Here is a 17,138-nt window from a genome sequence, read left to right as displayed (position 1 = left end):
CTCTCCTCCTCGCTGGTCGAGTAGCCCCGCAGGGGCGTATCGAGACCCGCCGTCGTCAGGAGGGTGGGCGTGCAGACGCTTCTTCTCGCCGGCGGATCTCGATCCGCCTGATCCGCGGGCTCCTCGATCGGCGGACAGGCCGGCGACGTCGGTGGTCCGGGTTAGCGTGCGGGGGTGGCGGAGGCGATCGGGCGGTGGTGGGAGCGGCGGCGGTTCTCGCGAGGGGTCGACGTCCCGTATCCGGTGGGGACGTACCGGGAGGCGTGGGCGTCGTTCCCGGTGCTCGTGCTGCAGTACCGGCCCGAGTACAACGGGGGGATCGTCCTCAGCCAGATCCCGCCGGCGGCCGACGTGTACCTGTGCTGGCTGTGCGATGCCGGGCACGTCTTCGTCGCGACGCCCGAGGAGCAGCGGCACCGGCCGGGGCGGGAGCGGCGGCGCTCGTCCTGGTGCCCGGACTGCGCGGCGCTCGCGAAGCCCCGGACACCGAGGCCCGCGATCGAGACGGTGGTCGACCGCGCGTCGGCCCCGCTGCCCGCGCCCGCTCCTGAGCGCCCGCCCCGTCCCGCCCGCACCCCGTCGAAGGCGCGCACGCCTCGGATCTGCGCGAAGACCCCGCCGCTGCCGCCGGGAGAGCCCTTCGTCAGCGCCTGCGCGCCGCCGCCCGCGTCGGCGGTCGAGGCGCGCCTCCGGGCTCTGCTCGCCGAGCGGCTCGAGTTCGAGCCGGGCTTCACCGCCGTGCGGCTCAGCAGGCCGTTCTTCGAGCACCTGGAGGCGTGGCCGGACATCCTGCTGAGCGAGCTGCGGGTGGCGATCGAGTACGACTCCACCGGGCGGCACGGGCTCGAGCACGTGGGACACCGCGAGGAGGCGGACCGGCGGAAGGACCGCGCCCTCCGGGCGGTCGGCTGGGAGGTGGTGCGCGTGCGGTCCGGTCGTCTTCCTCCGCTCGGCCCGTACGACGTCAGCGCGTCGGGCGTCTCGGCGGGACTCGTCGACCGGCTGCTCGATCAGCTGCGCGAGATCCGCGGGCCGCTGCTCGTCGACGCCTGGGCGCGCTGAGTCCGCTCTCCCGCGATCACCGCGTCACGACGTCCGCAGGGCGAGTGCCTCACTGCACCAGCGCCGGTGCAGGGCCCACGGGTCGGGCTCGCCCGCGCGCACCGTCTCGATGTGCCGATCGAGGGCGGGACTGCGGGCGAACCACTCCGTCCGCTCCAGCCGCTCGGCGGCGAACTGCGCGTGGCGGTGCTGCTCGAGCGGCCGCCCCCCGCGCTCGAAGGCCAGCAGCTCCTCGTGCCGCAGCCGGTGCAGGCGCTGCCGGGGGTTGCCGCTGGTGCCGATCTTGATCCGCCCGGCGAAGCGGATGTAGTAGACGACGTCGACCCGCGGGGGCGGCAGCTCGCCGTCGGGCGCGTCGCCGACCCGCCACTCGCACGCGGCGCAGAGCCGACCCGACGGGTACCGGACGCCCAGCCGCGAGCCGCAGACGAGGCACGGCGAGGCGAGGGCGTCGACGACGCCGTCCTCGCGCGCCACCCAGTCGTGCGCGAGCCCGAGGTGCGCGCTGCAGAGCGCGACGGGTGCGCCCGGCTCGGCGGCCGAGCGGCAGCCGTCGAGAGCGCAGACCGGGGCGGGGGCCGGGGCGCGGCCCGGGGCGGAGGACATCCTCCGACCGTAGGCACGACCCCCGACATCCGCGGTCGGTCCCCCTGCGGCTCAGCTCAGCCGGTCGACCAGCTCCGAGGCCAGCCCGGTGTAGCCGGCGGGGGTCAGCGCGAGCAGTCGTGCCTTCGCCGCGTCGCCGATGTCGAGGCCGTCGACGAACCCAGCGAGGTCCTCGGCGCCGAGGCGCTTGCCGCGGGTCAGGTCCTTCAGCATCGCGTAGGGGTCGGCGATCGAGGAGCGGCCGGCGACCACTTCCGCGCGGATGACGGTCTGGATCGCCTCGGCGAGCACCTCCCAGTTGGTGTCGAGGTCGGCGGCGAGGGCGCGCGGGTCGAGGTCGATCTCGAGCAGGCCGCGCGCGATGTTGTCGAGCGCGAGCAGGGAGTGGCCGAAGGCGACGCCGATGTTGCGCTGGGTCGTGGAGTCGGTGAGGTCCCGCTGCAGCCGCGAGGTGACCAGGGTCTGCGCGAGCGAGTCGAGCAGCGCGCTCGAGAGCTCGAGGTTGGCCTCCGCGTTCTCGAACCGGATCGGGTTGATCTTGTGCGGCATGGTCGACGAGCCGGTCGCGCCGGCCTGCGGGATCTGGCGGAAGTAGCCGAGCGAGATGTAGGTCCAGACATCGGTGCAGATGTTGTGCAGGATGCGGTTCGCGTGCGCGGCCTTCCCGTACAGCTCGGCCTGCCAGTCGTGCGACTCGATCTGGGTGGTCAGCGGGTTGAAGACGAGACCGAGGGAGCCGACGAACTCCGCCGCGAGGGCGGCCCAGTCGGTGTCGGGGTCGGCGGCGAGGTGCGCGGCGAAGGTGCCGGTCGCACCGCTGAACTTGCCGAGGTACTCGGTCGCCTCGAGCTGCACGACGACCCGCTCGAGGCGGAAGGCGTAGACGGCGAACTCCTTGCCCATGGTGGTCGGCGTCGCGGGCTGGCCGTGGGTGCGGCTGAGCATCGACTCGTCGCGGTAGCGGACGGCGAGCTCGCGCAGGGAGGCGACGACGGAGCGCAGCTTCGGCAGCCAGACGTCCTCGACCGCGCGGCGGACGACGAGCGCGTAGGAGAGGTTGTTGATGTCCTCGCTGGTCGCCGCGAAGTGGGTGAGCTCGGCGATGCGGTCCAGGCCCAGCTCGGCCAGCCACTGGCGGACGAGGTACTCCACGGCCTTCACGTCGTGGCGGGTGACGGCCTCGAGCTCGGCCAGCCGGTCGATCTCGGGCTGCCCGAAGTCGCGGGCGCGGCGGCGCAGCTCCTCGGCGGCCGCGGCCTCGACCGGCTCGGAGCCGAAGAGACGGCGATCGGTGAGGGCGAGCAGCCACTCCACCTCCACGTGCACGCGGGCGCGGTTCAGCCCGGCCTCCGACAGGTGCTCGCCGAGGGCGGAGACGGCGGCGCTGTAGCGGCCGTCGAGCGGGCTGAGCGGCTGGGGAGGGAGCGAGGTCATGCGGTGGTGCCTTCCGGTTCTCGGGGGTCCCGCGCACTCTGGAGGCTCGAGCGCGGGTCGGTGCGGACCGTGCGGTTGCCGCGCAGTCCCGGTTCGATCTGGGCGAAGAGCGCCCGGCACGCGCGCTCGATGAGCGCGAGCACCGAGTCGAACGCCGCCGCATCGGAATAGTAGGGGTCGGGGACGTCGCCCTGCGGGGAGAGGCCCGGCTCGAAGGCGAGCAGGCGCCGGATCTTCTGCCGGTCGACCTCGGTGCGGGCCCAGGAGCGCAGCGCCCGCTCGTGGCCGTGGTCGAGGGCGACGACGAGGTCGAACTCCTCGAAGAGCGCCGGGTCGAAGAGCCGGGCGCGGTGCGGAGCGCCGTCGAGTCCGCGGCGCTCGAGGGCGTCGAGGGCGCGGTGATCGGCGTGCTCGCCGAGGTGCCACTCGCCGGTGCCCGCCGACGTGATCTCGATGACCGAGCCGAGGCCGGCCTGCTCGGCGAGGGAGCGCAGCACCACCTCCGCCATCGGCGATCGGCAGATGTTGCCGGTGCAGACGAAGCACACGGCGAACGCCGACGGCGCGGGGGAGCGGGGGGTCACCCGCCCATCATGGCGCACCGGGGGTCCTCCACAGAGGGTCGATTCCCGGCCTCTCCACCGATCGGGCGGCGGCCGGACCGGCGGCGTCCGCTGTGCCCGAGGCTGGCCGCGGGCGACGAGAGGAAGGAGGTGGCGGATGGGCGTCGAGGTGGGTGCGGCGGGCGTGGCGGGTGCTTCCGCGCCGTGGCCGGGTGCGGAGGCGGCGGCGCTCGCCGAGCGCATCGGGGTGCTGCGCGGGGAGGCGGCCGGCCTCCTCCCCGACGCCGGCTGGGAGGGGCCGGCGGCGCGGCGCTACGCCGACCACGCGGCCGCGCTGCTCGCCGGGCTCGCGACGGCGGAGGGAGCCGCGCAGGGACTCGCGGCGGGGGTGGGCGGATGAGGGCGTCCACGCCGGTGCGGGTCGAGACGGAGGAGCTCGACGAGCGGCGCCGGGTGCTCGAGCGGCTCGCGGCGGAGCTGGGGGAGTGCGCGGCGCTCGGAGACGGGCTCGTCCCGGCGGTGCTGGTCGCGGCGCCGGGACGGGCGGGCGAGCCGACGGTGCTGGCCGACCGGCTCCGCGCCCTCGAGGCCGACGCGGTGGCGCTCCGCGACGCGCTCGAGGAGGCGGCGGCGGGATACGAGCGGGCGGAGGAGGCCGCGGCGCCGGAGGCCTCCGCGGTTCTCGGCCCGGACGGGGCCGTCGACGTCCTCACCCGCAGGGCGGGCGAGTCTCTCGCGCGGCGGCTCCCCGGCGCGGTCGAGGACGCGGCGGTGCTGGTCCGGGCGGTCGCGGACGCCGCGTTCGGATCGGTCTCGGCGGCGGTGCGGGCCCTCGCGGGGGACGAGGGCGCCGGGGCGGACCTGGCGGAGGAGGGGGAGGACCTGGTCCGCGCGCTGCTGGGCGACCCGCTGGTGATCGAGGGGCTGCGCGGGCTGATCTCCTGGATCGGCCTCGGCACCGAGATCGGGGTGCTGCTGCTCCCGCCGCCGCTCGCCGAGGCGGTGGGGCGGCCGACGTCCGAGCAGGTGATCGGCAGCGGGGTGCAGTCGGCGGCGGGGGCGCTCGTCGTGCTCGGGACGCTGTTCGGTGTGCTGCCGGCGCCGAGGGAGCGGGAGCTCCGGCTGGAGAGGGTGGCGCCGCCGGCCGGCCCGGTCGCTGCGCCGACGGGCTGGGGCGAGCTCGCGGCGCGGATCCCGCCGAGCGATCCCGACGGCCCGCAGGTGGTGGTCGAGCGCTACGGCGAGGAGTGGCTGGTCACCGTCACCGGCACCACCGACTGGAGCACCGACCCGGAGCAGGCGTTCGGGGCCGTCTCCAACCTGCAGGTGATGGGCGGGCGGCGGGCGGCCTCGGTCGACGGCGTGCTCGCGGCGATGGCGGCGGCGGGGGTGCCGCCCGGCGCGCCCGTGACGATGGCGGCTCACTCGCAGGGCGGCATGGTCGCGCTCCGGGTGGCGCAGACCGGGCGCTACGACGTGCACGACGTGGTCACCTTCGGCAGTCCGGTGCGCGGGCTCGACCTGCCGGACGGGACCCGTTCGCTCTCGATCGAGCACTCCGACGACCTGGTGCCGGCGCTCGGCGGATTCGGCAGGACGGCGGCGGAGGAGCCGGGGGTCGTCGTGGTCCAGCGCGACTCCCCGGCGGGCACACCGCGGGACAGCCCCGTCCCCGCGCACGCCCTCGACGCCTACGTCGCCACCGGGCGCGCCCTCGATGCGGCGGCCGATCCCCGGCTCGCGGCGGCGGGGGCAGCGCTCTTCCCGCTCTGGCGAGGAGCGCCGGACGCGCGCGTCGCCGCCCGGCTGACGACCGTGCCGGTCAGTCCCGGCGGCGATCGCGAGCGAAGGGCCGCAGCAGCAGCCCGATGAACCAGTTGACGATCGCGAGCACCAGGGCGCCGAGGACGCCCCACCAGAAGCCGTCCACGACCAGGCCGAAGCCGAAGAGGCCGCTGATCCAGGCCGTCAGCAGCAGGAGCAGGCCGTTCACCAGGAAGGAGACGAGACCGAGCGTGAGCACGTACAGCGGGAAGGCCACCACGCGGACGACCCCGCCGACCACGGCGTTCACGACGCCGAAGATCACGGCGACGAGGAGGTACGTGAGCACCGCCGCGGTCGGCCCCTCCTCGTACGGATCGACGCGGACGCCCGCGACGACGAGCGTGGTCAGCCAGAGGGCGACGGCGTTGGTGACGAGGCCGAGCAGGAGTCTGCGCATGCCTCCACTCTGGCGCACCGGTGGCCGCACCGGGTGCGGTCGCGGGTGCCTGCCGCGGCGGGTCCGGCCGCCGCCGGAATACCATGGGCCGGGTGACCGACCAGCAGGAGCCACCCGTCCGCCTCCGCCCCGAGATCCTCGCTCTGCCGGCCTACCGCCAGGGCCGCGCGGCCTCCGCCGATGCGTTCAAGCTCTCCTCCAACGAGAACCCGTTCGATCCGCTGCCCTCGGTGCTCGAGCGGGTGCAGGCGATCACCGACTTCAACCGCTACCCGGACGCCGCGGCCACGGCGCTGCGGACGGCGCTCGCCGAGAGCTACGGCGTCGGGATCGACGAGGTGATCGTCGGAGCGGGGTCCGTCGCCGTCATCGCCCAGCTGATCTCGGCCGCCGCGGGGCCCGGTGACGAGGTCGTGCACGCCTGGCGCTCCTTCGAGGCGTACCCCTCCCTCATCACCACCGCCGGCGCCACCGGCGTGCGCATCCCCCTGCGCGCGGACGACACGCACGACCTCGACGCGATGGCGCAGGCGATCACGGAGCGCACCCGCCTGGTGATCGTCTGCAGCCCGAACAACCCCACCGGGACCGTCGCCACCGCGGACGACGTCGCCGCCTTCCTCGAGCAGGTGCCGGCCGACGTGCTCGTCCTGCTCGACGAGGCCTACGCCGAGTTCGTCGGCGACGAGCGCGCGGTCGACGGCGCGACCCTCCTCGGCCGCCACCCCAACCTCGTCGTCGCCCGCACCTTCTCGAAGGCCTACGGGCTCGCGGGCCTGCGCGTCGGCTACGCGATCGGACACCCGCGGATCCTCGACGCCGCCCGCTCGACCGCCATCCCCCTCTCGGTCACCCGCTTCGCGGAGACCGCGGCGGTCGCCTCGCTCGAGCACCGCGAGGAGCTGCTCGAGCGCGTGGGCCGCATCGCCCAGCTGCGCGACCACCTCTGGCAGGCGCTGCTCGACCAGGGCTGGACCATCCCGAAGTCCGAGGCGAACTTCCTCTGGTTCGACACCCGCGAGGAGACGGAGGCGGCCGCGGCCGTCTTCGAGCGGGCCGGCGTGGTCGTCCGGGCCTTCCCGCCCGAGGGCATCCGGGTGTCCGTCGGCGAGGCGAGTTCTGTCGACAAGCTCCTCACTGCAGCGGCGGAGATTGTGGGGACCCTCCCGAAGGGGCATCCCGCGAGGCGGATAGGTTAGTCGGGTGGCAGCCACCAGCGAGACGCCGACGGTCCAGTTCCTCACCGCGGACGGCCGGTTCGCGCCGACCCCCGCGGCCGAGCAGTACGCCCCCCTCCTCGACGGGATCGACGAGGCGCAGCACCGCTCCTTCTACCGCGAGATGGCGGTCGTCCGCCGGTTCGACATCGAGGCGGCGAACCTGCAGCGCCAGGGCCAGCTCGGTCTGTGGGTGCCCAGCCACGGGCAGGAGGCGGCGCAGGTCGGCTCCGCGTTCGCACTGCGCCCGCAGGACCACGTCTTCCCCTCCTACCGCGAGCACGTCGTCGCCAAGGTCCGCGGCGTCGACCTGCTCCGCGTCCTCGCGCTCCTGCGCGGCGTGACGCACGGCGGCTGGGACCCGGCCGACCCCGCCCACGGCAACTTCCACCTCTACACGCTGGTCCTCGGCTCGCAGGCGCTGCACGCGACCGGCTACGCCATGGGCCTCACCTTCGACGGCGCGACCGGCACGGGCGACCCCGAGAAGGACGCGGCGGTCATCGTCTACTTCGGCGACGGCGCCTCCAGCCAGGGCGACGTCAGCGAGGCGATGGTGTTCGCCGCGAGCTACCAGACGCCCGAGGTCTTCTTCCTGCAGAACAACCACTACGCGATCTCGGTGCCCGTCGCCACGCAGTCGCGCAGCCCGCTCTACCTCCGCTCCTCCGGCTTCGGCATCCCGGGCGTGCAGATCGACGGCAACGACGTGCTCGCGAGCTACGCCGTCACCGCGAAGCACCTCGCCGACGCCCGCTCCGGCGGCGGACCCCAGTTCATCGAGGCGCTCACCTACCGCATCGGCGCGCACACCTCGAGCGACGACCCGACGAAGTACCGGACCGACGACGAGCTCGCCTCGTGGGTCGCGAAGGACCCGATCACCCGCTTCGCCGCGTACCTGCGCGGCCTCGGCGCCCCGCAGTCGTTCTTCGACGAGGTCGACGAGGAGGCGAAGGACTTCGCGGCCGACATCCGCCGCCGCCTGCTCGAGCTCGAGGCGCCGCCCGTCGACGTGATGTTCGACCACGTGTACTCGGAGCCGCACCAGCCGGTGGCGGAGCAGAAGGCGTGGCTCCAGGGCTACGAGGAATCGCTGGGAGGCGACCCGCGATGACGATCGACACGAGCACCACCACCGTCCAGCCGCCGCTGAGCGCGACGCAGCTGGAGTCCATGTCGATGGCGAAGGCGCTCAACGCCGGGCTCCGCCGCGCGATGACCGAGAACGACCGCGTCCTGCTGATGGGCGAGGACATCGGCCCGCTCGGCGGCGTCTTCCGCATCACCGAGGGCCTGCACGCGGAGTTCGGGCCGAAGCGCGTCCTGGACACCCCGCTCGCCGAGTCCGGCATCGTCGGCACCGCGATCGGCCTCGCGATGCGCGGCTTCCGGCCGGTCTGCGAGATCCAGTTCGACGGCTTCATCTACCCGGCCTTCGACCAGATCACGTCGCAGCTCGCCAAGATGACCAACCGGCACGAGGGCTCGCTCACGATGCCCGTCGTCATCCGGGTGCCCTACGGCGGGCACATCGGCGCGGTCGAGCACCACCAGGAGAGCAACGAGGCCTACTTCGCGCACACCCCGGGCCTCCGCGCGGTCAGCCCGTCGACCCCGAACGACGCCTACTGGATGATCCAGGAGGCCATCGCCTCTGACGACCCGGTGATGTTCTTCGAGCCCAAGAGCCGCTACTGGCCCAAGGGCGACGTCGACCTCCGCGCCTCCGCCGCCCCCCTGCACGCGACCCGCGTCGTGCGGCAGGGCGACGAGGTCACCGTCGTGGGCTGGGGGCCGATGGTCTCCGTGCTGCTCCAGGCCGCCGAGCTCGCCGGCGAGGAGGGCACCAGCGTCGAGGTCGTCGACCTGCGCTCGATCTCGCCGATCGACTGGGAGCCGCTGCTCGCCTCGGTCCGGAAGACCGGCCGGCTCGTGGTGGCCCAGGAGGCCTCCGCGAACGTCAGCCTCGGCTCCGAGATCGCCGCGACCGTCACCGAGAAGGCGTTCTACTCGCTCGAGGCGCCGGTGCTCCGGGTCGCGGGCTTCGACACGCCCTTCCCGCCCGCCAAGGTCGAGAAGCTCTTCCTCCCCGACGTCGACCGCGTGCTCGAGGCCGTCGACCGCTCGCTCGCGTACTGACGCACCGGGGCGACGCCCCCTCCGCGTTCCGACGCGCCCCCCTTCCTCACGAACGACCGGCACAGCCAGGAGTCCCGACGATGACAGAGCACTTCCTCCTCCCCGACGTCGGCGAGGGCCTCACCGAGGCCGAGATCGTCGCCTGGCGGGTCAAGGTCGGCGACGAGGTGACCGTCAACCAGGTCCTCGTCGAGATCGAGACCGCCAAGTCGCTCGTCGAGCTGCCCTCGCCGTTCAGCGGCACCGTCGTCGACGTCCTCGTCGACGAGGGCCAGACCGTCGACGTCGGCACGCCGATCATCACCGTGCAGGGCGCCGGCTCGGCCGGATCCGAGATCCCGGCGATGCCCGCGCAGCCGGCGACCACCGCGCCGCCCGCCCCCTCCACCACCGAGCCCGGCGAGGGCTCCGGCGCCGCGCTCGTCGGCTACGGCACCGCGGGCGGCCACGTCGCCACCCGCCGCCGCCGCTCGAGTGCGGGCGCCGCTCCGGAGAAGCCGGCCCGCCCGGCCGCGCCGCCGCGCCCGACCTCCGTCCCCGCCTCCTCGGCGCTGCCCGTCATCGCGAAGCCGCCGATCCGCAAGCTCGCGAAGGACCTCGACGTCGACCTCCTCGAGGTGCAGGCCACCGGCCTCGCCGGCGAGGTCACCCGCGACGACGTGATCCGCCACGCCTCCCAGGCCAGCGTCTTCCGCAACATCCAGACCCCCGCCTGGGGCGACTCCCGCGAGGACCGCATCCCCGTCCGCGGCGTCCGCAAGGCCATCGCCTCGGCGATGTCGCGCAGCGCCTTCACCGCGCCGCACGTCAGCGTCTTCGTCGACGTCGACGCGACCCGCACGATGGAGTTCGTCAAGCGCCTCAAGAACTCGCCCGACTTCGCCGGCGTGAAGGTCTCGCCGCTGCTGATCATGGCCAAGGCCATCATCTGGGCGGTGCGGAGGAACCCCACCGTCAACTCCGCCTGGACCGACACCGACATCCTGGTCCGCCACTACGTGAACCTCGGCATCGCCGCGGCGACCCCGCGCGGCCTGCTCGTCCCGAACGTCAAGGACGCCCAGTCGATGAGCCTCCTCGAGCTCGCCCAGGCCCTCGAGAAGCTCACCCTCGACGCCCGCGACGGCAAGACCTCCGCCGCCGACATGCAGAACGGCACCATCACCATCACCAACATCGGCGTGTTCGGCATGGACACCGGCACCCCGATCCTCAACCCCGGCGAGGTCGCGATCATCGCCCTCGGCACGATCAAGCAGAAGCCGTGGGTCGTCGACGGCGAGGTCCGCCCCCGCTTCGTCACCACCGTCGGCGGCTCCTTCGACCACCGCGTCGTCGACGGCGACGTCGTCAGCCGCTTCGTCGCCGACGTCGCGAGCGTGCTGGAGGAGCCTGCGCTGTTGCTCGATTAGAGCGGATTCCTCCTTCGTCGTCATCCGCTCCGCGGTCGGCTGGGGAGGGCGGTCGCGTTCCATGGAGCGTCCTGCGTACCGGTACGACGAATCGCTCGCACGCGATTCGCCGCGGTGCTTGATCGAGCGGATTCCTCCTTCGTCGTCATCCGCTCCGCGGTCGGCCCTTCGAGGTCGTCGCGTTCGCAGGGCGTCCCGCGTACCGGTACGACGAATCGCTGGCACGCGATTCGCCGGTGACCTCGGCCTTGCTCGGGGGGTGACGTGCTCGCTCCTGTGGGCTCCGCTGCGCGGTCGCAGTCCTGGCCGAGCGTCCGCCCATGCTGGTCGAGTAGCCGCGGAGCGGCCCTTGTACGCTGGTCGAGTAGCCGCGGAGCGGCGTATCGAGACCCACGCGATCTGCGCTGGCGGATCCCGACATGCGCTCTGCGGGCGCTCATCGATCAGCGTCAGCGCGGGGTCGGGTCGAAGGAGTGCAGGGCGAGGGCGGCGGACAGGAGGGTGCTCGCGGCGGCGCCGCGGACGCTGGTGCCCTGGGAGTCGAGGGGCGGGCTGATGACGGCGGCGCCGAGGCGGCCGGGGGCGGAGAGGACGAGGGCGCCGGAGACGCTCGACTTGGCGGGGACGCCGACGGCGCGCATCCAGCGGCCGGAGCCGTCGTAGACGCCGCAGGTCGCCATCACGGAGACGACGTCGCGGGCGACGCGGGCGGGCACGACGCGCTCGCCGGTCACGGGGTTCACGCCGCCGAGTGCGAGGGTCGCGCCCATCACCGCGAGGGCCTCCGCGTCGACGAGGACGGCGCAGGCGCGGGCGTAGGCGGCGACCGCGTCGTCGGCACCGAGCGTCAGCGTCCCCTCCGCGCGCATCAGGTGCGCGAGGGCGTGGTTGCGGTCGCCGAGCAGGTGCTCGTTCGAGGCGACGCTCTCGTCGACGTCGAGCGGCCGGCCGGCGAAGACCGAGAGGCCGCGGAGGATGCGGGCGCTCCGTCCGCTCGCGTCGCCGCCGTCGACGAGAGCGGCGGTCAGCAGGGCGCCGGCGTTGACCATCGGGTTCGGCGGGCGTCCGGTGCCGCTCTCGAGCTTGAGGGCGTCGAAGGCCTCGCCGGTCGGCTCGATGCCGACGCGGTCGAGCGCGTCGCCGTCGGTGTCGAGGAGCGCGAGCGCGAAGAGGAACGGCTTCACCGCCGACTGGATGCTGAACGGCACGCCGGCCTGCGCACTCGAGCGCACGCTCCCGTCGGGCAGCGCCAACGCGATCCCGCACAGCCCCGGATCGGCCGCCGCGAGCTCCGGGATGCTGTCGTCCACCTCCCCGCCGCGTTCCTCCAGGACGCGCGCCCGCAGCTCGTCGAGGTCGTAGTCCTGGGGAGAAGCCATCCCTCCACCCTGCCACCCCCGCCTGACCCCTCCGCGAGATGCCACTTGTGAGCGCGACACGCCGAGGGAAGCGTGCACAAGTGGCATCTCGCGGAAGGGGGAGGGGCGCGCGGGTCAGCCGAGGATGCGGCGGACGGCCTCGCGGACGACGGCGTCGTCGGCGGGCTCCTCGTCGAGGGCGCGGTGGATGGTGAGGCCCTCCATCAGCGCGTCGAGCATGCGGGCGGTCGTCGGGTCGACGTGGCGCTCGAGGGCGGCGCGGGAGCGGGCCATCCAGCTGTGCGTGATGCTGCGGTACTCGGGGCGCCGGGCGGCGAGCGTGTAGAGCTCGTGGGTGATCACGAGCTCGCGGCGGCTGCCGAAGATGTCGTGCAGGACCACGTCGACGACGGCCTCGCGCGCCTCGTCGGGGGTGCGCGCCTCGGTCATCCGCCGCAGGGTCTGCTCGGCCACGGAGTCGGCGAAGCGGGTGAAGGCCTCGTGCAGCAGCTCGTCCATCCCGGCGAAGTGGTAGCTCATCGAGCCCAGCGGCACGTCGGCGGCGGCGGCCACCCGGCGGTGGGAGGTGCCGGCGACGCCCTCCTCCGCGATCACGTCGAGGCAGGCGTCGATGATGCGGTCGCGGCGGTGCGGGTCGGTGCGGCGCGCGGCTCGCGCGGCGGGAGCGCTCACTCCACGCTCCGGATCACGCGGGCCGGGTTGCCCACCGCGACGACGCCGGCCGGGATGTCGCGGGTGACCACGGCGCCCGCGCCGATCACGCTGTCGTCGCCGATGCTCACGCCGGGGCAGACGATCACGCCGCCGCCGAGCCAGACGTTGTCGCCGATGGTGATCGGCCGTGCGGCCTCGAGCTTGTCGCGGCGCGGACCGGGCTCGACCGGGTGGGTCGGCGTCAGCAGCTGCACGTTCGGGCCGATCTGGCAGTCGGCGCCGATCGTGATCGCCGCGACGTCGAGCGCGGTGAGGTGGTAGTTGACGAAGGTGCGCGGGCCGATCGTGATGTTCTCGCCGTAGTCGACGAACAGCGGCGGCTTCACGAACGCGTCCTCGCCGAGTGAGCCGAGTAGCTCCTCGAGCAGCGGGCGCGCAGCCGTCTCGTCGGCGATCGCGGCGCGGTGGTAGGCGTCGGCGAGCCGCACCGCGCGCTGGGCGAGCCGGATGCTCTCGGGGTCGTCGGCGATGTAGAGGTCTCCGGCGAGCATCCGCTCGCGGTTGCTGCGGTCGTCGCCGGCGACGTGGTCGACGGCGAGGCGGTCCTCGGCGATGTGGTCCTCGGCGACGTGGTCCTCGGCGACGTGATCGGTGCTCTCCATGCGGACGATCGTACACACCGCGTGTACGGTCGTACGCATGTCCACCGCACTCGCGCCGCCGTCCTCCGAGTCGCGCCGCGCCCGCACCGCCGTCGCCGCGCTCTTCCTCACCAACGGCGCGCTCTTCGCCAACCTCGTGCCGCGCTTCCCCGAGATCAAGGCCGACCTGGCCCTCGACAACGCGGCGTACGGAGTCTCGATCGCCGCGTTCCCCGCCGGCGCGATCGCCGCCGGGCTCGCCGCCGCCGTCGTGATCCGCCGCCTCGGCAGCGGCCGGGCCGCCGTGCTGGGCACGATCCTCACGGCGATCGGGACGGTGCTCGCCGGATTCTCGCCGTCGCTGCTGGTCTTCGCCGGTGCGCTCGCCTTCGCGGGCGCGACCGACGCGATCACCGACGTGGCGCAGAACACCCACGGCCTGCGGGTGCAGCGCCGCTACGGCCGCTCGATCATCAACTCCTTCCACGCGATCTGGTCGATCGGCGCGGTCCTGGGCGGCTCGATGGCGGCCGGGGCGATCGCGCTCGGCCTGCCCCGCGCGGTGCACCTGAGCATCTCGGGGGTGCTCTTCGCGGCCGTCGCGCTGACCGCGCTGCGCTTCCTCCTGCCCGGGTGCGACGACGAGACGGCCGTGGAGCCGGGAGCCGCCCCGACGGCGGTGCGGCCGCGGGTCCGACCGCGGGTGGTGCTGCTGCTCGCAGCCCTGGTCGCGGTGGCGATCGCGGGCACCCTCGTCGAGGACGCGGCGTCGACCTGGGCCGCCGTCTACCTGGGCGGCTCGCTCGGGGCGACCGCTGCGGTGGCGGCCTACGGGTTCGTCGCACTGGTCGGCGCGCAGTTCGTCGGGCGGATCCTCGGCGACCGGCTGGTCGACCGCTTCGGCCAGCGCGCGGTGGTGCGGGTCGGCGGACTGATCGCGGCGCTCGGGATGGGCGCGGCGCTGGCGTTCCCGTCCGTCCCCGGCACGATCGCCGGCTTCGCGGCCGCCGGCCTCGGGCTCGCGACCACGGTCCCCGCGGCGATGCACGAGGCCGACGAGATCCGGGGGCTGCGCGCGGGCACCGGAGTGACGATCGTCTCCTGGCTGATGCGGCTCGGCTTCCTGCTCTCGCCGCCGATCGTCGGGCTCGTGGCCGACGGCGCGGGGCTGCGCGTCGGGCTGCTCGTGGTGCCGATCGCCGGAGTCGTGGCGGTGCTGCTCGCGGGGGTCCTCGGTCGCCGGCGCACGGCGGGAGCCGCGTCGTGACCGGGCTCGAGGGAGTGCGCGGGCTCGAGGCGGTGCTCTGGGACATGGACGGCACGATCGTCGACTCGGAGCCCGCGTGGGTGCGAGCGCAGGAGGTGCTCGCCGCGCGCTGCGGTCGCGCGTGGACGCACGCCGATGCGCTGGCGCTGATCGGGAGCACGATGGAGCAGACGGTGCGGGCGCTGCAGGCCGCCGGGGTCGAGCTCCCGGCCGCCGAGGTGGAGGCGGCGCTCGAGCGCGACGTCCTCGCGGAGATGCGGCGCGGACTGGTCTGGCGGCCGGGCGCGCGGGAGCTGCTGTGCGACGTGCACCGGGCGGGCGTGCGGCAGGCGATCGTGACCACGTCGTCGCGCGTGATGGCGCAGGTGGTGGTCGACGCGCTCGCGGCGGAGGTGCCGCTCGCGGCGCTCGTCACCGGCGACGACGTGAGGCGGGGCAAGCCGGATCCGGAGCCGTACCTGCTGGCCGCCGCGACGCTCGGCGTCGACATTTCGCGGTGCGTCGCGATCGAGGACTCGCCGACGGGGCTCGCGGCGGCCGTCGCCTCTGGGGCGTGCGCGGTGGGAGTGCCGCACGACGCGGAGCTCGCGCCCGGCGCGGACCGCACGCTGTGGCCGACGCTCGCCGGGCGCGGCGTCGCGGACCTCGAGGCGCTGCTGCGCTGAGGTGCTCGCGGTGGGGGGATCTCGATACGCCCGCTGCGCGGGCTGCTCGATCAGCAGGAGAGGGAGTGCCTCCTCCATGCTGGTCGAGTAGCGGGCCGCAGGACCGCGTATCGAGACCCGCGCGGGCCGCAGGGACGCGCGCTACGCCGTCAGGGCGACCGCCGTCCAGGAGACGGGGGGCAGGGTCAGCGTCAGCACGCCGTCGGCCAGGGTCGCGTCGACGCGCTTGAGGCCGACGCGGTTCTGGTCGTCCTTGGTGTTCTTGGCGTAGACGTCCTCGTCGAAGATCCCGAGCGCTTCGGCGACGGTCGAGACGCCGAGCCCGCTCACGTCGACAGTCACCTCGAGGGCGTCGGTCGTCGAGCGGTTCACGAGGAAGACCGCGGCGCGGCCGTCGTCGAGCGTCGCCACGGCGTCGACCAGCGGCGCGTCGCCGTGCCGCGCGGTCGAGTACGTGCCGACCTCGATGCGCGGCTTCAGCACCGAGCCCGAGGCGAGGCGCGCGGTCGTCGAGAACGGGAAGAACGTGGTCTGCCGCCACGCCGCTCCGCCCGGCTCGGTCATGATCGGCGCGATCACGTTGACCAGCTGCGCGAGCGAGGCCGAGGTGACCCGGTCGGAGTTCTTCAGCAGCGTGATCATCAGGTTGCCGAGCACGACCGCGTCGGCCACCGAGTAGACGTCCTCGAGCAGGCGGGGGGCGTAGGCCCACTCGCGGGTGCTCTGGTCGCCCTCGGCGTCGGCCTTCTCCTTCTCGGTCCACTCCTGGAGGTACCAGACGTTCCACTCGTCGAAGGAGAGCTTGATGTCCTTGGTCTTGCGCAGCTTGTGCTTGACGTGGTCGACGGTCGCCGAGACGGTCGCGATGAAGAACTCCATCTCGACGGAGGAGGCGAGGAACGAGCCGAGGTCGCCGTCGTACTCCTGGTAGTAGGCGTGGCAGGAGACGTACTCGACGTCGTCGTAGGCGTGCTCGAGGACGACGCGCTCCCACTCGCCGAAGGTCGGCATCGACGAGCCGGAGGAGCCGCAGACCACGAGCTCGAGCGACGGGTCGGCGATCTTGAGCGCCTTGGCGGTGCGCGAGGCGAGCTTGCCGTAGTCGTCCGCGTTCATGTGGCCGACCTGCCAGGGGCCGTCCATCTCGTTGCCGAGGCACCACATGCGGATGTCGTGCGGCTCGGGCGAGCCGTTGGCGATCCGCTGGTCGGCGAGGAAGGTGCCCGCCTTGCCGTTCGCGTACTCGAGCACGTCGAGTGCCTCGAGGACCCCGCGGGTGCCGAGGTTGACGGCGTACATGATCTCGCTGCCGGTGAGCTTCGCCCACTTCGCGAAGTCGTCGAGGCCGACCTCGTTGGTCTCCAGCGAGTGCCAGGCCAGGTCGCGGCGGCGCGGGCGGTCCTCGCGCGGGCCGACGCCGTCCTCCCAGCGGTAGCCCGAGACGAAGTTGCCGCCGGGGTAGCGGACGGTGGTCGAGCCGAGCTCCTTGACCAGCTCGACGACGTCCAGGCGGAAGCCGTCCTCGTTCGCGGTGGGGTGGCCGGGCTCGTAGATCCCGTCGTAGACGCAGCGGCCGAGGTGCTCGACGAACGAGCCGAAGAGCCGGGGGTTCACGGGAGCGACGACCGCGGCCGGGTCGAGGGAGATGCGCGCGGTCGCGGCGGCGGAGGTGGTCGTGGCGGCGGAGGTGGCGGAGGCGTCGGTCATGCGGGGCCCTTCCCAGGCGTCGGCGGGCTCCGGGCCGGGCCGGAGAGGGCGATCGTCGGCGATCGCCGCCCGTTGTTTCTAACGTTGTAGAAACGATGGTGCGGGCCCGCGCGGCCGGTGTCAAGACCGCCCCTCCCCGCCCTCGCTCAGTCGTGCTGTGCTCGA

At 73.8% G+C, this 17,138-nt stretch carries 17 protein-coding genes; 9 read left to right on the top strand and 8 right to left on the bottom strand.

Annotated elements, in window-relative coordinates; genetic code table 11:
* Positions 1–174 precede the first annotated feature (174 nt).
* The gene (locus HRK28_RS07140; RefSeq protein ID WP_367948353.1) at positions 175–1,062 is read left to right on the top strand and encodes a hypothetical protein; all 888 of its coding nucleotides are present in this window, start codon (positions 175–177) and stop codon (positions 1,060–1,062) included.
* 24 nt (positions 1,063–1,086) lie between these two features.
* Here the strand turns inward: HRK28_RS07140 and HRK28_RS07135 are convergent, their stop codons facing one another.
* Genes HRK28_RS07135 through HRK28_RS20040 form a run of 3 tightly spaced genes read right to left on the bottom strand, consistent with a single transcriptional unit; the run spans position 1,087 to position 3,686 of the window.
* Entirely contained in the window at positions 1,087–1,668 is a 582-nt protein-coding gene (locus HRK28_RS07135; protein WP_160086997.1) for a GIY-YIG nuclease family protein, read from the bottom strand.
* Between the two features lie 51 nt (positions 1,669–1,719).
* Complete coding sequence (gene purB, locus HRK28_RS07130; RefSeq protein ID WP_173250824.1) at positions 1,720–3,102, bottom strand: adenylosuccinate lyase; 1,383 nt, start codon at positions 3,100–3,102, stop codon at positions 1,720–1,722.
* Complete coding sequence (locus tag HRK28_RS20040) at positions 3,099–3,686, bottom strand: low molecular weight protein-tyrosine-phosphatase (protein ID WP_244231757.1); 588 nt, start codon at positions 3,684–3,686, stop codon at positions 3,099–3,101. Before HRK28_RS20040 ends, purB begins: the two co-directional genes overlap by 4 nt.
* Before the next feature lie 136 nt (positions 3,687–3,822).
* On the opposite strand from HRK28_RS20040, the gene HRK28_RS07120 reads away from it, so the two are divergent.
* The gene (locus HRK28_RS07120) at positions 3,823–4,065 is read left to right on the top strand and encodes a hypothetical protein (protein ID WP_173249926.1); all 243 of its coding nucleotides are present in this window, start codon (positions 3,823–3,825) and stop codon (positions 4,063–4,065) included.
* Positions 4,062–5,537, top strand: a complete 1,476-nt coding sequence (locus tag HRK28_RS07115) for a hypothetical protein (protein WP_173250822.1) — start codon at positions 4,062–4,064, stop codon at positions 5,535–5,537. The genes HRK28_RS07120 and HRK28_RS07115 overlap by 4 nt, the downstream gene beginning before the upstream one ends.
* Here HRK28_RS07115 and HRK28_RS07110 read toward each other — a convergent pair.
* Positions 5,488–5,889, bottom strand: coding sequence for a phage holin family protein (locus HRK28_RS07110; RefSeq protein WP_160087007.1), 402 nt, complete (start codon positions 5,887–5,889; stop codon positions 5,488–5,490). The two genes, HRK28_RS07115 and HRK28_RS07110, sit on opposite strands and share 50 nt — an antisense overlap.
* A gap of 92 nt (positions 5,890–5,981) precedes the next feature.
* On the opposite strand from HRK28_RS07110, the gene hisC reads away from it, so the two are divergent.
* From hisC to HRK28_RS07090, 4 genes are all read left to right on the top strand, one after another.
* A complete protein-coding gene (hisC, locus tag HRK28_RS07105) occupies positions 5,982–7,088 on the top strand; it encodes a histidinol-phosphate transaminase (RefSeq protein WP_367948352.1) in 1,107 nt (368 codons plus the stop codon).
* A 4-nt stretch (positions 7,089–7,092) separates the two neighbouring features.
* Complete coding sequence (locus HRK28_RS07100) at positions 7,093–8,223, top strand: thiamine pyrophosphate-dependent dehydrogenase E1 component subunit alpha (RefSeq protein WP_173250820.1); 1,131 nt, start codon at positions 7,093–7,095, stop codon at positions 8,221–8,223.
* Positions 8,220–9,248, top strand: coding sequence for an alpha-ketoacid dehydrogenase subunit beta (locus HRK28_RS07095; protein WP_160087013.1), 1,029 nt, complete (start codon positions 8,220–8,222; stop codon positions 9,246–9,248). Before HRK28_RS07100 ends, HRK28_RS07095 begins: the two co-directional genes overlap by 4 nt.
* Before the next feature lie 80 nt (positions 9,249–9,328).
* Positions 9,329–10,660 carry a dihydrolipoamide acetyltransferase family protein gene (locus tag HRK28_RS07090; RefSeq protein ID WP_173250819.1) on the top strand — a complete coding sequence of 444 codons (1,332 nt, stop codon included), beginning with the start codon at positions 9,329–9,331 and terminating at the stop codon, positions 10,658–10,660.
* Positions 10,661–11,109: 449 nt separating this feature from the next.
* On the opposite strand, the gene glsA is transcribed toward HRK28_RS07090, so the two are convergent.
* From glsA to HRK28_RS07075, 3 genes are all read right to left on the bottom strand, one after another.
* Positions 11,110–12,039, bottom strand: a complete 930-nt coding sequence (gene glsA, locus HRK28_RS07085) for a glutaminase A (protein ID WP_173250818.1) — start codon at positions 12,037–12,039, stop codon at positions 11,110–11,112.
* 114 nt (positions 12,040–12,153) lie between these two features.
* Positions 12,154–12,711: a TetR/AcrR family transcriptional regulator gene (locus tag HRK28_RS07080; RefSeq protein ID WP_160087019.1), complete on the bottom strand. Its 558-nt coding sequence runs from the start codon at positions 12,709–12,711 to the stop codon at positions 12,154–12,156.
* Complete coding sequence (locus HRK28_RS07075; RefSeq protein WP_173251012.1) at positions 12,708–13,244, bottom strand: sugar O-acetyltransferase; 537 nt, start codon at positions 13,242–13,244, stop codon at positions 12,708–12,710. The genes HRK28_RS07080 and HRK28_RS07075 overlap by 4 nt, the downstream gene beginning before the upstream one ends.
* A gap of 148 nt (positions 13,245–13,392) precedes the next feature.
* Between HRK28_RS07075 and HRK28_RS07070 the strand changes: the two genes are divergently transcribed.
* Together HRK28_RS07070 and HRK28_RS07065 are read left to right on the top strand one after the other, a co-directional pair.
* A complete protein-coding gene (locus tag HRK28_RS07070; RefSeq protein WP_173250817.1) occupies positions 13,393–14,601 on the top strand; it encodes an MFS transporter in 1,209 nt (402 codons plus the stop codon).
* A complete protein-coding gene (locus HRK28_RS07065; protein ID WP_367948351.1) occupies positions 14,598–15,266 on the top strand; it encodes an HAD family hydrolase in 669 nt (222 codons plus the stop codon). The genes HRK28_RS07070 and HRK28_RS07065 overlap by 4 nt, the downstream gene beginning before the upstream one ends.
* Before the next feature lie 141 nt (positions 15,267–15,407).
* On the opposite strand, the gene HRK28_RS07060 is transcribed toward HRK28_RS07065, so the two are convergent.
* Positions 15,408–16,973, bottom strand: a complete 1,566-nt coding sequence (locus HRK28_RS07060; RefSeq protein ID WP_173250816.1) for an alpha-N-arabinofuranosidase — start codon at positions 16,971–16,973, stop codon at positions 15,408–15,410.
* Positions 16,974–17,138: the final 165 nt, after the last annotated feature.

Source organism: Rathayibacter sp. VKM Ac-2835, from assembly GCF_013266705.1.
Taxonomy (GTDB): domain Bacteria; phylum Actinomycetota; class Actinomycetes; order Actinomycetales; family Microbacteriaceae; genus Rathayibacter.
The sequence above is the reverse complement of the archived record's forward strand: the minus strand, read 5'-3'. Positions and strand labels throughout refer to the sequence as shown.

Coding starts and splice junctions, on each gene's coding strand:
- HRK28_RS07135 (WP_160086997.1), bottom strand. CDS start 1,668: ATGTCCTCCGCCCCGGGCCGCGCCCCGGCCCCCGCCCCGGTCTGCGCT.
- purB (WP_173250824.1), bottom strand. CDS start 3,102: ATGACCTCGCTCCCTCCCCAGCCGCTCAGCCCGCTCGACGGCCGCTAC.
- HRK28_RS07120 (WP_173249926.1), top strand. CDS start 3,823: ATGGGCGTCGAGGTGGGTGCGGCGGGCGTGGCGGGTGCTTCCGCGCCG.
- HRK28_RS07115 (WP_173250822.1), top strand. CDS start 4,062: ATGAGGGCGTCCACGCCGGTGCGGGTCGAGACGGAGGAGCTCGACGAG.
- HRK28_RS07110 (WP_160087007.1), bottom strand. CDS start 5,889: ATGCGCAGACTCCTGCTCGGCCTCGTCACCAACGCCGTCGCCCTCTGG.
- HRK28_RS07095 (WP_160087013.1), top strand. CDS start 8,220: ATGACGATCGACACGAGCACCACCACCGTCCAGCCGCCGCTGAGCGCG.
- HRK28_RS07090 (WP_173250819.1), top strand. CDS start 9,329: ATGACAGAGCACTTCCTCCTCCCCGACGTCGGCGAGGGCCTCACCGAG.
- glsA (WP_173250818.1), bottom strand. CDS start 12,039: ATGGCTTCTCCCCAGGACTACGACCTCGACGAGCTGCGGGCGCGCGTC.
- HRK28_RS07075 (WP_173251012.1), bottom strand. CDS start 13,244: ATGCTCGCCGGAGACCTCTACATCGCCGACGACCCCGAGAGCATCCGG.
- HRK28_RS07070 (WP_173250817.1), top strand. CDS start 13,393: ATGTCCACCGCACTCGCGCCGCCGTCCTCCGAGTCGCGCCGCGCCCGC.
- HRK28_RS07060 (WP_173250816.1), bottom strand. CDS start 16,973: ATGACCGACGCCTCCGCCACCTCCGCCGCCACGACCACCTCCGCCGCC.